We start from the raw sequence: 12239 nt of genomic DNA, 5'->3' as shown, positions 1-12239 counted from the left end.
CCGCCGTGGTCTGCGACTTCTCCTGCGCGACCAGCGGATTCCCCTCCGGCATACGGCACTACCTCCTAAGCCCGCCGGGTAGGACGCCGTCCGGCCGGTACGGGTTCCGCCGAATGATTATCGACTCTCTTCCAGCAACCGCAGGTGCTCTTCCAGCAGCGCGCGGAAACCGGGGAACGGCGTCGAACCGGACACCGGATCCCAGGACACGGCGACCCACCGCTCGCCCGCCCGGGCCAGGGTCAGCACCGGTGGGCCCGGATCGCCGATCACCACGACCCCGCCCTCGGCGGGCACGAGTTCGGCGGCCCCGAGCAGGCGCGGGAACACCACGTCCGCGGGCAGCCCGTCGCAGGTGCGCAGGAATTCCCGGTAGTCCTCCGGCAACGCGAAGCCCAGCCGCCGTTCGGCTCGTTCGAGCACGTCCGCGGTGACCGGGGGCGGCGCGGTCCCGGCTTCGCGCAGTTCGAGGATCCGGTCCACGAGTTCCCGCCAGGACAGGCGCGCCTCGGGGCGCGGATACCGCATCCGCAGCGCCGCCATCAGGTCCCCGGCGATCCGGCGCGCCCAGCCTTCGTCCAGGCCCAGCGGCCCGGCGAGCGCGCCGGAGACGAGCAGCGGGGCCACCGCCCGGCAGCCGCCCAATGTGCCGACTTTCGGGCGATCCGCCCGCCCGGCCGCCGAAGCCCAGGCGGCGAGCGCGTCCTCGACCGGCTCTCCCCGGCGCGCCAGCGACTCCACCTCGGCGGCCGCCGCGCGTACCGGATCCGGCGCCGGGGACTCGCCGAGCCGGTCGGCCACCCCGGAAACGATCCGCGCGGCCGCCGAATCGCCGAGCAGGCCCGCCGGAATCGACGGTTCGCGGCGGGCCAGGTACGCGCGGTGCGCGGACTCCTCGGCGTCGAGATCGAGCGGTGGCAAGGCATCCGCCCAGTCCGGCCGCTCGCCCCGTGCCGCGAACAGCATCGCCCACGCCCGCGCGTCGACCGGATCGGGCGTCAGCGCGGCGGCCGGGCGTTCGGTGACCTCGTGCCACCGCCGCGCCAAGCGGTCCGCCTCACCGGAGTGCCCGCAGCAGGCGAGCAGCAGCGCCGCGTGGCCGGCCGTCGCGTCGACCTGGGTGTCGTCGGCCGTGAGCACCTCGCGCAAGGCCGATTCGACGTACTCCCCGGGGATCCACACGGATCAGCCGTTGGCGGCGATGTCCGCCAGCACCGCGGCGATGGTCCGTACCGGAACCCCGGTGCCGCCCTTGCCGGTGTAGCCCCACGGCCCGCTGGTGTTGAACGACGGCCCGGCGATGTCGATGTGCACCCAGGGCAGCTCGTCGGCGACGAACTCGCGCAGGAAGATCCCGGCGGCGAGCATGCCGCCCCAGCGGTGCCCGGTGACGTTGGCCAGATCGGCCAGCCGCGAATCCAGGTCGGCCCGCAGTTCCTCGGGCAGCGGCATCGCCCAGCCGCCCTCACCGGTCGCGCGCGCGATCTCGGCGACGCGGTCGCGGAAGTCGTCCGAGCCCATGATCCCGGCCGTGCGGTTGCCCAGGGCCACCACCTGCGCGCCGGTCAGCGTGGACGTCTCGATCAGGTAGTCCGGGTCGTCCTCGGCGGCGCGCACCATCGCGTCGGCCAGCACCAAGCGCCCTTCGGCGTCGGTGTTGAGCACCTCGACCGTCTTGCCGCCGTACATGCTGAGCACGTCACCGGGCCGGTACGAGGTGCCCGACGGCAGGTTCTCGGCCAGCGGGATGTGCGCGATCACCTCGAGCGGGTACTTCAGCTTCGCGGCGAGCACCACCGACGCGAGCACCCCGGCCGCCCCGGACATGTCCGAGGTCATGTGGTCCATGTTCGCGGCCGGTTTGATCGAGATGCCGCCCGAGTCGAAGGTGATGCCCTTGCCCACCAGCGCGATCTTCTTCACCGGCTTGGCGCCGCGGTAGGCCAGCCGCACCAGCCGCGGCTGCCGGGCCGAACCGCCGCCGACGCCGAGGATGCCGCCGTAACCCTTGCGCTTCAACGCCTTCTCGTCCAGCACCTCGAACTCGAGGCCGTTCTGCTCGGCCAGCTTCTTCGCGCGGTCGGCGAAGGAGGCCGGGAACAGGTCGTTCGGCGGGGTGTTGATCAGGTCGCGGGCGATGATCACCGCCTCGGCGATCGAGGTGGCCGCCTTCAGGGTCGCCTTGTGGTCCCGCGCGGTGCCCTCGGCCGGGCTTGCGAAGTCCACTTTGGACACTGCGGCGTCGCCGGGCTCGGACTTGTACTCGGTGAAGGAATACGCGCCCAGCGCGGTGCCCTCGACCGCGGCCTGCAGATCCACCGCGGACAGCGTGCTGAACGCGCGGTCGGTCCCGGTGAGCGACCGCGCGGCGGCGCCGGCGGCCCGGCGCACCTGCTCGGCGGTGATCTCGCCGGACTCGCCCGCCTTGCCCAGGCCCACCGCGAGCACCACGCCCGCGTTCAGCTTGCCCAGGGTCGGCAGCTTGACGATCTCCTCGGCCTTGCCGGTCGCGCCGAGCGTGCGGAGCACCTCGGCCAGTTTGCCCTCGAACGCCGCGTCGACCGCCTCCGCGCCCGGGGCGAGTTCGGCCTGCCCGCCGGCCTGGACCGTGCCGAGCACGATGACCTCGGCGCGGCTCTTGCCCACCGCGGCCTCGGAGTTCTCGGACAGGGCAAACTTCGGCACGGTCACTTCTGGCTCCTCGCGCGTCGTTTCTGCTGGCCCGAGCGGTTCCCGGACCTGATCGTGAGCCATGCTAATGACGGTCGGTCCCGGTGTCGGAAGGAGGTGGCGGCGTGCGCCTCGGTGCGGGGCTCCTGATCGCCCTCGCGGTGGGCGCTTCGGCGGCCGGTTGGTGGCTGCTCGCCGGAATCGCGCTGGCCGTGCCGGTGGCGCTGCTGCGGGGCCGGGCGGTCCGGTTCGGCGCGGCGGCGCGACTCGCGCTCGTTCCCCTGTACGCGTCGGTTTTCGCGGCCTACCTGGTGCCGGGCTACCCGGTCTTCGCCGCGCTCGCGTTCCTCGCGGTGCTCGTGGTCGCCGACGCGCTGGGCGCGCGGATCCCGGACGAATGGCGCGGCTGGATCGCGGGGTTGCTGGTGCTCGCCGCGGGCGTGCTGGTCGTGCTGTCGGTGTCGATCGAACCGGTGCGGGTCGAACCGGTGGCGGCGCCGGACATACCGGGTGTGCTGGTGGCCGCGCTGGTGACGTTGCCGCTGCTGACCGGGCGACCGCGCCGGTGGCTCGCCGGATCGGCGGTCGTCGCGCTCGCGGTCGGCGCCGCCGCGCTCTACCAGCTCGGCCCGACCCGGCTCGGGCTGTCGGTGACCTCGCTGCGCGATGTGCTCGCCGCCGCGGACGCGCTCGCCCTCGATCCCTGGCTGGCCGCGGTCGTCGTGCTGGCGACCGTTCCGGCCGCGCTGGACGCCCTGGGCGAGGCTCGGGAGGCGTTCGCCCTGCCCCGACCCCGGGCGAGTGCGATCTGCGGTCTGGTCGCTGCCCTCGCCGCGGCCGTCCTGGCGCCGGTTCCGCTGCTGTTCGTGGCCGCCGCGGCGGCCGTCGTGGAGGTGGTGGCCGGTTTCCTGCCGGTACGGTTCCGGACGTGACACCGCACTGGCAGCCGGGGGAGACCGTGGTCGAGCGGTTCCTGCGCCCGGACGGCAGCGCCGGCCAGCACCACCCGCTGCGCACGATCGCCGACGACGGCCGCACGCTCCTCGCCTGGATTCCCCGAGGCACCGAGATCATCGGCACCCGGCTCGCCGGCGGCCGCCGCGTGCGGGAAGCCCCGCTCCAGGACCGGTTCCGGCTCCCGCGCGAGAGCTTCCGGAACCACTGGCGGGACGGGGGGACGCTGCGGCTGATCAGCGAGGAGCACTGGTCCTCGATCTGGTGGTTCTTCAACGCCGAAGGCGAGTTCGTCGACTGGTACGCGAACCTGGAGATCCCGTGCGGGCGGACCGCGACCGGCCCGGACCGGATCGACGGGGTGCTGGACGTGGTCGTCCACCCGGACCGGAGCTGGCGCTGGAAGGACGAGGACGAAGCCGAGGCGGCGCTGGCGGCGGGGCGGCTGACCGGCGACCAGCTTGTCCGGTTGCGCGCGGAGGGGGCGCGGTTGATCGCGCTGGCCGAGGCGGGCGCGTTCCCGTTCGACGGGACGTGGACCGATTTCCGGCCGGACCCGGCCTGGCCCGCGCCGGAGCTCCCGGCGAGCCTGCTCGAGGGGCTCTGACTAGCCGACCAGCAGGAAGGTGAGCACGGTGAGCGCCGCCGAGATCACCGCCAGGATGATCACCGATTTGGTCGGCAGGTCACGCGGGAAGACCTTGCTGTGCACGCTGCGCCACCAGATGACGCCGAAGATCGCGCCGACGACCCCGAGGAATCCGCCGAACACGCTGTCCAGCAGCAGGTAACCGACCAGCACGAGCATGCCCGCGCCGTACGTGAGCAGCGCCGCGGCCGCGAGGGTTTTGACGTCCGATCCGGTGCCCGCGGAAACGTTGTCGCCGCCGGCCGGCTGCGGGAGGTTGTAGGTCACGGCTCCATCCTAGGTGGGTGGACGACGGCCCGGGGAATGTTCGGACGTCCAACTAAGAGTTATTCTTCCCCTCATGACGACCACGATGCCCTTCACCCGTACCCCGAACCCGTCCCCGGCCTCGCCGGAGCGTGTAGCCGAGGTACTGGCGAAGCCCGGCTTCGGGACGTACTTCACCGATCATATGGTCACCGCCACCTGGGACGCCGAGCACGGCTGGCACGACGCGGCGCTGCGCGCCTACGAGCCGCTCACCCTCGACCCGGCGACCTCGGTGCTGCACTACGCGCAGGCGATCTTCGAGGGGCTCAAGGCCTACCGCCAGCCCGACGGTTCGATCGCCGCCTTCCGCCCGGACGCGAACGCCGCTCGGTTCCGCCGGTCCGCCGCACGGATGGCGATCCCGGAACTGCCCGAGGAGCTGTTCGTCTCCTCGCTGCACGAACTGATCGCCGTCGACGAGCGCTGGGTGCCGACCACGCCCGGGGAGACGCTCTACCTGCGCCCGTTCATCATCTCCACCGAGGTCGGGCTCGGCGTGAACCGCCCGGCCAACTCGTACCTCTACAGCCTGATCGCCTCGCCCGCGGGTTCGTACTTCGCGGGTGGCGTGAAACCGGTCAGCGTGTGGCTGTCCACCGAGTACGTGCGCGCGGCCCCCGGCGGCACCGGGTTCGCCAAGTGCGCGGGCAACTACGCGGCCTCGTTCGTCGCGCAGGCGCAGGCCGTCGAACAGGGCTGCGACCAGGTGGTGTGGCTGGACGCGATCGAGCACCGGTGGGTCGAGGAAATGGGCGGGATGAACCTGTTCTTCGTCTTCGGTTCCGGAGCGGACGCGCGGGTGGTCACCCCGGAGCTGAGCGGTTCGCTGCTGCCGGGCGTCACCCGGGACTCGCTGCTGACCCTGGCCGCCGACTTCGGGCACACCGTGGAGGAGCGCCGGATTTCCACCGAGGAGTGGGAGAAGGCGGCGGCCTCGGGCGAACTCACCGAGGTGTTCGCCTGCGGGACCGCCGCGGTGATCACCCCGGTCGGCCGGGTCAAGGGGCCGGACACCGAGTTCACCGTCGCGGGTGGCGAGCCCGGCCCGGTGACCATGAAGCTGCGCGAGGAACTCACCGGCATCCAGGAGGGCACCCGCCCCGACCCGCACGGCTGGATGCACAAACTCGCCTGACCCACGACGCGACTTTCATGAGGGGACCCCTCCAGACAAAATTCGTCCGGAGGGGTCCCCTCATGAAAGTCTTTGGAGCGGTTACGAGCCGCCGAGCGGGCCGGAGACCCCGGCCTGCTCGTGGGTGGCCATTTCGGCGAGGATCCGGGTGGCCATGAACAGCAGCGGCAGCGCGGCCGCCGCGCCCGCGCCCTCGCCGAGGCGCACCCCGAGGTCCAGGATCGGCTTCAGATCGAGGTGCTCGAGCACCATCGCGTGCGCGGGCTCGGCGTCGGAATGCGCGGCGGCCCACCACGACCGGGCGCCCGGCGCGAGTTCCTCGGCGACCAGCGCCGCCGCGCCGACCGCGAGCCCGTCCAGCAGCACCGGGGTCCGCCGCATCGCGGCCTGCGCGAGGAATCCGGTCATCGCGGCCAGATCCGCCCCGCCCGAAGTGCGCAGCAGCGCGATCGGATCGGCCAGCACCGCCCGGGCCCGGCGCAGGGCGTCCCGGATCGCGGCCGCCTTGCGCATCCACGCGTTGTCGTCGATCCCCGAGCCGCGGCCGACCACGGCGACCGGTTCGCTGCCGGTCAGCGCGGCGACCAGCACCGCGGACGGCGTGCTGTTGCCGATCCCGAGATCGCCCGCGATGAGCAGGTCCGCCCCGCCGTCCACCTCGGCGTCGGCGACCGCGATCCCGGCCCGCAGCGCGGCGCGCACCTCGTCGTCGGTGAGCGCGTCCTCGACGTCGATCGAGCCGGATCCCTTGCGCACCTTGAAGTTCGCCACCGGGCCGGGAGTGTCGGCGTCGACGGCCATGTCCACGATCCGCAGGCTCGCGCCCGCGGCGGAGGCGAACACGTTGATCGCCGCGCCACCGGTGAGCGCCGCGCCGACGAGCTGCCCGGTGACCTCGCGCGGGTAGGCCGACACGCCCTTGGCCGCGATCCCGTGATCCCCGGCGAACACCACGACCCGGGGCCGGGTGAACGGCCGCGGCGGGGCCTGGCCCTGGCACGCGGCGACCCAGGCGCCGAGATCCTCCAACCGGCCCAGCGAACCCGCCGGTTTGATCAACGTGTCGTGCAGGCGCCGGGCGTCGGCGCGGGCGACCTCGTCGGGCTGGGGGAGGTCGGTGAACTCGATGGCGTCCGACTCGATGTCCGTGTCCACGCCCCCAACTTACCCACGCGGTGGGTCGAGCAGCGCCCTGCCCAGGGATCGATCGCAGATGAGCACGTCGAGCGCCCCGGTCCGCAGGGCGCCGAGCACGCCGCGTGCCTTGTCCGGCCCGGACGCGACCCCGGCGACGAGCGGGATGTTCGCCAGATCGGCCAGGGTGACGCCGAGGACCCGGTCGTCGGCCGGACCGGTGACCGGTTTCCCGTCCGCGTCGAAGAACCGCGCGCAGACGTCCCCGACCGGTCCGGCCGCGTGCAACCTGCGCAGTTCCTGCTCGTCCAAGTTCATCTCGTGCACCAGCTGCGCCGACGAGCCGATGCCGAAACTGCCGATGCCGACCAGGGCGGCCTGCACCCGCCGCCCCGCGTCCAGGGTCCGCCGGATCGACGGCTCGGCGAGCAGGACGTCCCGGCCCGCCTTCGACGTCAGCAACGCGGGGGCGTGCAGGTGCTGGAACCGGCCGCCGAACCGCCCGGCCAGCTCGCGCACCAGTTCCTCGCCGGTGATCGCCGAGTCCACTGCGGACAGTCCGCCGACCAGCGGCAGCACCTCGACGTCGAGCGCGCCGTTGTCCGGTACGTGCTGAACGACCGCTTGCACGCTTTTGCCCCACGAAACACCGAGATGGTTGCCCGCGTGCAGGTTCTCCACCAGCCACCGCGCGCCGAGATCGCCGACGCGGGGGAGCGGCCGGTCGCCGGGATGCGTTTCGGCCACCCGGCAATCCCGCAGCCGGAACCGCGCGGTCAGCTCGCCCTCCAGTTCGAGATCGCGTCCGGTCGGGTCGTTGATCTGGATCTGCACGATCCCGCGTTCCCGGGCCGCGGTGAGCATCCGGGACACGCTCGACCGGCTCACGTTCAGCGCGGCCGCGATCTGGTGCTGGGACCGGCCTTCCTCGTAGTACAGGCGAGCGGCCTTCACCAGCAGCTGCTGATCACGAGGAGGGGGCATCGCTCACGCGTCCAGATCGCTCGCCAGCAGTGTGGACAGTTCGGTGAGCGCGGCCTCCGCGTTGTCCCCGTCCGTGCTCAGCACGACCTCCTCGCCGGGCCCGATCGCCAGGCTCAGCACGGAAAGCATGCTGCGTGCGTCCACCGGATCGGTCCCGGGACGCCCGATCGACACCGGGCCGGAATGTTTCGCCGCCGCCTTGACGAACAGGCTCGCCGGCCGGGCGTGCAGGCCGACGGGGGACGCGATCTTGACGCGGATCTCCGGCATCGAGGCTCCTTCGCAGCTGGGGCTTGTCGCCAATCCAGGCGGCATGTTACACACATCACTGTCAAACGTGAAGAACAAACGCACATACGTGCACATAGCGGTTTCGACGGGGGGTCGACAAGGAGGCCACATGCGAGTGCTTGCCGCAATGGCGCAGCCGGCACAGCCCCAAACCGAGCAGAGTTCCGGCCCGCTCGGCGTCTTCGAATGGCTCGGCACCCATTTCATCGGCCTGTTCACCGAATCCGGGAAGCAGTTCGTCGGACTGGTGACCGGAATCCTGCCCACCCTCATCGTGCTGCTCACCGCGATGTACGCGCTCACCACGTTCATCGGCGAGCAGCGGGTCACCCGCGCGGTGCAGTGGTCGGCGCGCTGGTGGATCACCCGGTACACGATCATGCCGGTCATTTCGGTGCTGATGCTGACCAATCCGATCTGCTATTCGTTCGGGCGGTTTCTCCCGGAACGGCACAAGCCCGCCTTCTACGATTCCGCGGTCTCGTTCGTGCACCCGGTCACCACTTTCTTCCCGTACGCCAACGCCGGTGAGCTCTTCGTCTGGCTCGGCGTGGCCAACGGGGTCACCCAGCTCGGCCAGTCCACGGTTCCGTTGGCACTGCGGTACTTCCTGGTCGGCATCCTGGTGATCTTCATCCGCGGCGTGGTGACCGAGCGGATCACCGCGTTCATGATCAAACGGACCGGGCGCGCCGAGGTGTTCGCCGATTTCGACCGGGAATTCGAGACGGCGCGGGGGAAGGCGTGAACGAGATGGAGACCTACACCTCCCGCGCGGTGTTCGTGCGCCCCGGCGAGGGCGGCTGGGGCAAGGGCCTGCTGCTGCGCACCGATGGCAAGCGGTCCAAGGTGCTTTCGGTGACCGGCGGTGGCGTGCACGCCGTCGCGGCGCGGATCGCGGAACTGACCGGCGCCGAGGCGGTCGACGGGTTCACCACCAGCGTGCCGGACGAAGAGGTGCTCTGCGCGGTGATCAACTGCGGTGGCACGGCCCGGATCGGGGTCTACCCGCGCAAGGGGATCCCGACCGTCGACGTCTACGCCGGTGCGCCCGGCGGCCCGCTGGCGAAGTTCATCACCGAGGAGCTCTTCGTCTCCGCGGTGGGCGTCGACGAGGTGAACGTGTCCGAAGAGGACGGTCCAGCTGCGGTGCCACCCCGTGCCGAACGACCGTCCACCCGGGAGGTCGCGGCGACGGTCACCGGAGGTGAGCGGACCCGCTTCGGGCGGGCGTTCAACTCGGTGTCCGGGGTGTTCGTGAAGTTCGGCTCCGGGGTCGGGTCGATCGTGAACACCATGCTGGCCTCCGGGCGGCAGACGATCGAGCTGACGCTGCACACGATCCTGCCGTTCATGGCGTATGTGAGCCTGCTGCTCGGCATCGTCACCTACACCGGGGTCGCGCGCTGGATGGGCGAGTTCCTCTCGCCGATCGCGAGCAATCCGCTCGGCCTGGTGGTGATCTCGCTGGTCGCCGCGCTGCCGTTCCTGTCGCCGATCCTCGGCCCCGGCGCGGCTATCGCGCAGGTCATCGGCACGCTGATGGGCAGCCAGATCGCGATCGGCGCCCTGCCGGTCCAGTACGCCCTGCCGACCCTGTTCGCGATCAACGGGCAGGCGGGCTGCGATTTCATCCCGGTCGGCCTCGCGCTGGGCGAGGCGAAACCGGAGACGGTCGCGGTCGGCACCCCGGCCGTGCTGATCAGTCGGATGATCACCGCGCCGCTCGCGGTGATCATCGCCTGGGCCGCGAGTTTTGGTCTCTAGAAAGGATTCTCCAGTGAGCGTGTACTACGAGAGCACCATCCTGCGGACCGGCGAGGAGGTGCCGGATCTGGTGGACGGCGGGGTGGTGATCCTCTACGCCGACCCCATTCCGGACGCGCTGGAAAGCGTCAGCGTGGTGCACGGCCCGGCCGCCGAGCCGAGCCGGGACATCCGGCCCGGGGACGTGTTCCGCTTCGGTGAGGCGGAGGTCGAGGTGTTCGCCGTCGGCGACCTGGCGAACGAGAACCTGCGCATGCTCGGGCATCTGGTGGTGTACCTGAACCCCGAGGAGGGGACCGCGCTGCTGCCGGGCGCGGTGCACGGCCGGGGCACGGTGTCGCTGCCCGCCGCGGGCGCGCGGCTTTCGCTGCGGGGTGGCTCGTGACCTGGCAGGCGGCGACGATCCTGCTCACCGGGTTCGTGGCCGCCGGACTGCTCAGCTATCGGCAGCACCTGGGCTACCAGCGCGTGGTGAACCGGGTGGCCACCGCGGAGAACCGGGCGGGCGTCCTGCTGGTCACCGGGCGGGCCAAGGGCAGGCTTCGCGGCGCGGTGGTGCTCCTGGTGATCGATCGCAGACGGGACGCGGTGACCCGCGCCCTGGCCATGGAAGGCGCCTCGGTGTTCGCCCGCCTGCGCGAACGCCCCGACCTCACCGGCCCCACCGCCACCCTCGCCGCCCGCACCACCTCGAAACCCCTCCGCGAGGCGACCGCGGACGCCCTCCACCTGGCCCGCCGCCTCGCCCCCAGATCGCACTCAGCCGACAAAGTGCGTTCCTGCGCCCACTGAAAACCCCCACTTAACCGACAAAGTGCGGTTCCTTCGGCCGGCCGAGGGCTCGCACTTTGGCGGCTAAGCGCGGGCAGGTGCACCTCGGCGGTGTGCACGTTTGTGCAGGTCAGGGTGGGCGGTGAGGGGTTGTGCGGCGGGGAAACCGCGTGCTACCAAGGAAAGCACCACGGTGCACATCATGTGCACATAGGTGCAAATAGCTGCGGAGGCACGGATGAGCTACGTCGACCGGTTGCGGGCGCGTGAACGGGAGCTGGGCCGCCCGGTCCGGGTGGGCCTGGTCGGCGCCGGGCAGATGGGTCTGGGTTTCGTCGTGCAGACCGGGCGCATCCCGGGGATGGCGATCGCGGCCATCGCCGATATCGCCCCGGAACGCGGCGTGCGGGCCTTCCACCGGGCGGGGCGGGACGATGTGCTCACCGACGGCGTCCGGGCCGATCTCGCCACCGCGGTGGAAACCGGCCGCCCGGTGGTCGTCGACGACGCGCTGGCGCTCACCGCGCTGCCGATCGACGTGATCGTGGACGCCAGCGGGGTGCCGGAGGTCGGCGCCCAGGTGGCCTTCGCGGGCCTGCTGGCGGGCAAGGACATCGCCCTGCTGAACGTCGAATGCGACGTGACGGTCGGCCTGCTGTTGTCCACAATGGCCAGTGGGCTGGGCCGGGTGTACACCGTCTGCCGCGGTGACGAACCGGTGGAGTGCAAGGCTTTGGTCGACTACGCGCGGGACATCGGGTTCACCGTGGTCTGCGCGGGCAAGGGGAAGAACAACCCGCTCGATCCCGCGGCCACCCCGGCCTCGGTCGCCGAACGGGCCGCGGCCAAGGGCATGAACCCGCACATGCTGGCCAGTTTCGTCGACGGTTCCAAGACGATGATCGAGATGGCCGCGCTGGCGAACGCGGCCGATCTCCAGGTGAGCCGGCGCGGGATGACCGGCCCGCGTTCCACAGTGGACGAACTGAACGCGGTCTTCCGCCCGGAGTCCGCGGGCGGGGTGCTGCAAGCGAGTGGTGTGGTGGATTACTGCACCGGGCCGGTGGCGCCCGGGGTCTTCGTCATCGGTCACCGCGACGATCCGGTGGTGGTCGACGAGATGGCTTATCTGGGCATGGGTTCCGGGCCGTACTACACGTTCTACCGGCCGTTCCACCTGGCCAGCGTGGAGGCGCCGCTGTCCGTCGCCGAAGCGGTGCTGGACCGGCGGCCGAGCCTCGCGCCGGTCACCTGGAACGCCGAGGTGCTCGCGGTCGCCAAACGCGATCTCCGGCGGGGCGAGTCGATCGACGGCATCGGCGGGGAGACCGTGTACGGCCTCACCGACACCGCGCGAGCCGCCCGGGAGGGGGGATTCGTCCCGCTCGGCCTGGCCGCGGGCGCGCGCGTGCTGCGGGACGTTCCCGCCGGGACCGTGCTGAGCGCCGCGGACATCGCGGTCGACGAGACCACCACGATCGCCGCGCTGCGCCGCCTGCAGGACCGCTTGCTGGCGGGGGAGCCCGCGGAGTCGCTCGTTCCGCACGGGCTCGTCGGAATTCCGGCCTGAGGGAG

At 71.7% G+C, this 12239-nt stretch carries 14 protein-coding genes; 8 read left to right on the top strand and 6 right to left on the bottom strand.

The window, feature by feature from the left end; translation table 11 throughout:
• Positions 1–117 precede the first annotated feature (117 nt).
• Both FXO23_RS46785 and FXO23_RS46780 read right to left on the bottom strand, forming a co-directional pair.
• Positions 118–1182 carry an SMI1/KNR4 family protein gene (locus FXO23_RS46785; protein WP_246258513.1) on the bottom strand — a complete coding sequence of 355 codons (1065 nt, stop codon included), beginning with the start codon at positions 1180–1182 and terminating at the stop codon, positions 118–120.
• A gap of 3 nt (positions 1183–1185) precedes the next feature.
• On the bottom strand, positions 1186–2691 hold the full coding sequence (locus FXO23_RS46780; RefSeq protein WP_158894980.1) for a leucyl aminopeptidase: 1506 nt from the start codon (positions 2689–2691) through the stop codon (positions 1186–1188).
• 104 nt (positions 2692–2795) lie between these two features.
• Between FXO23_RS46780 and FXO23_RS46775 the strand changes: the two genes are divergently transcribed.
• Together FXO23_RS46775 and FXO23_RS46770 are read left to right on the top strand one after the other, a co-directional pair.
• Positions 2796–3602: a hypothetical protein gene (locus FXO23_RS46775; protein ID WP_158894978.1), complete on the top strand. Its 807-nt coding sequence runs from the start codon at positions 2796–2798 to the stop codon at positions 3600–3602.
• On the top strand, positions 3599–4231 hold the full coding sequence (locus FXO23_RS46770) for a ribonuclease FAU-1 family protein (protein WP_246258511.1): 633 nt from the start codon (positions 3599–3601) through the stop codon (positions 4229–4231). Before FXO23_RS46775 ends, FXO23_RS46770 begins: the two co-directional genes overlap by 4 nt.
• Here FXO23_RS46770 and FXO23_RS46765 read toward each other — a convergent pair whose 3' ends face one another.
• A complete protein-coding gene (locus tag FXO23_RS46765; RefSeq protein WP_158894976.1) occupies positions 4232–4540 on the bottom strand; it encodes a hypothetical protein in 309 nt (102 codons plus the stop codon).
• A 73-nt stretch (positions 4541–4613) separates the two neighbouring features.
• Between FXO23_RS46765 and FXO23_RS46760 the strand changes: the two genes are divergently transcribed.
• Positions 4614–5717 (top strand): branched-chain amino acid aminotransferase, encoded by a 1104-nt coding sequence (locus FXO23_RS46760; RefSeq protein WP_158894974.1) that lies wholly within the window; start codon positions 4614–4616, stop codon positions 5715–5717.
• An 81-nt stretch (positions 5718–5798) separates the two neighbouring features.
• Here FXO23_RS46760 and cobT read toward each other — a convergent pair whose 3' ends face one another.
• From cobT to FXO23_RS46745, 3 genes are read right to left on the bottom strand one after another with little or no spacing between them, the layout of a single operon-like run.
• The gene (cobT, locus tag FXO23_RS46755) at positions 5799–6860 is read right to left on the bottom strand and encodes a nicotinate-nucleotide--dimethylbenzimidazole phosphoribosyltransferase (protein WP_158894988.1); all 1062 of its coding nucleotides are present in this window, start codon (positions 6858–6860) and stop codon (positions 5799–5801) included.
• Positions 6861–6881: 21 nt separating this feature from the next.
• Positions 6882–7835, bottom strand: a complete 954-nt coding sequence (locus FXO23_RS46750; protein ID WP_158894972.1) for a sugar-binding transcriptional regulator — start codon at positions 7833–7835, stop codon at positions 6882–6884.
• A 3-nt stretch (positions 7836–7838) separates the two neighbouring features.
• Entirely contained in the window at positions 7839–8105 is a 267-nt protein-coding gene (locus FXO23_RS46745) for an HPr family phosphocarrier protein (RefSeq protein WP_158894970.1), read from the bottom strand.
• 130 nt (positions 8106–8235) lie between these two features.
• Here FXO23_RS46745 and srlA point away from each other — a divergent pair, with 130 nt between their 5' ends.
• The 5 genes from srlA (at position 8236) to FXO23_RS46720 (ending at position 12234) form a co-directional block, all read left to right on the top strand.
• Positions 8236–8874, top strand: a complete 639-nt coding sequence (gene srlA, locus FXO23_RS46740; protein ID WP_218952382.1) for a PTS glucitol/sorbitol transporter subunit IIC — start codon at positions 8236–8238, stop codon at positions 8872–8874.
• A 5-nt stretch (positions 8875–8879) separates the two neighbouring features.
• Entirely contained in the window at positions 8880–9893 is a 1014-nt protein-coding gene (srlE, locus tag FXO23_RS46735) for a PTS glucitol/sorbitol transporter subunit IIB (RefSeq protein ID WP_158894986.1), read from the top strand.
• A 13-nt stretch (positions 9894–9906) separates the two neighbouring features.
• On the top strand, positions 9907–10278 hold the full coding sequence (locus FXO23_RS46730; protein WP_158894968.1) for a PTS glucitol/sorbitol transporter subunit IIA: 372 nt from the start codon (positions 9907–9909) through the stop codon (positions 10276–10278).
• A complete protein-coding gene (locus tag FXO23_RS46725; protein WP_158894966.1) occupies positions 10275–10685 on the top strand; it encodes a transcriptional regulator GutM in 411 nt (136 codons plus the stop codon). The genes FXO23_RS46730 and FXO23_RS46725 overlap by 4 nt, the downstream gene beginning before the upstream one ends.
• 217 nt (positions 10686–10902) lie before the next feature.
• Complete coding sequence (locus FXO23_RS46720; protein WP_158894964.1) at positions 10903–12234, top strand: NAD(P)H-dependent oxidoreductase; 1332 nt, start codon at positions 10903–10905, stop codon at positions 12232–12234.
• Positions 12235–12239: the final 5 nt, after the last annotated feature.

Origin of the sequence: Amycolatopsis anabasis (genome assembly GCF_009765355.1) — a bacterium.
GTDB classification, from domain to species: Bacteria; Actinomycetota; Actinomycetes; order Mycobacteriales; family Pseudonocardiaceae; genus Amycolatopsis; species Amycolatopsis anabasis.
This window is presented reverse-complemented; position numbering and strand designations above follow the sequence as displayed.

Coding starts and splice junctions, on each gene's coding strand:
- FXO23_RS46760 (WP_158894974.1), top strand. CDS start 4,614: ATGACGACCACGATGCCCTTCACCCGTACCCCGAACCCGTCCCCGGCC.
- FXO23_RS46750 (WP_158894972.1), bottom strand. CDS start 7,835: ATGCCCCCTCCTCGTGATCAGCAGCTGCTGGTGAAGGCCGCTCGCCTG.
- FXO23_RS46745 (WP_158894970.1), bottom strand. CDS start 8,105: ATGCCGGAGATCCGCGTCAAGATCGCGTCCCCCGTCGGCCTGCACGCC.
- srlA (WP_218952382.1), top strand. CDS start 8,236: ATGCGAGTGCTTGCCGCAATGGCGCAGCCGGCACAGCCCCAAACCGAG.
- srlE (WP_158894986.1), top strand. CDS start 8,880: ATGGAGACCTACACCTCCCGCGCGGTGTTCGTGCGCCCCGGCGAGGGC.
- FXO23_RS46720 (WP_158894964.1), top strand. CDS start 10,903: ATGAGCTACGTCGACCGGTTGCGGGCGCGTGAACGGGAGCTGGGCCGC.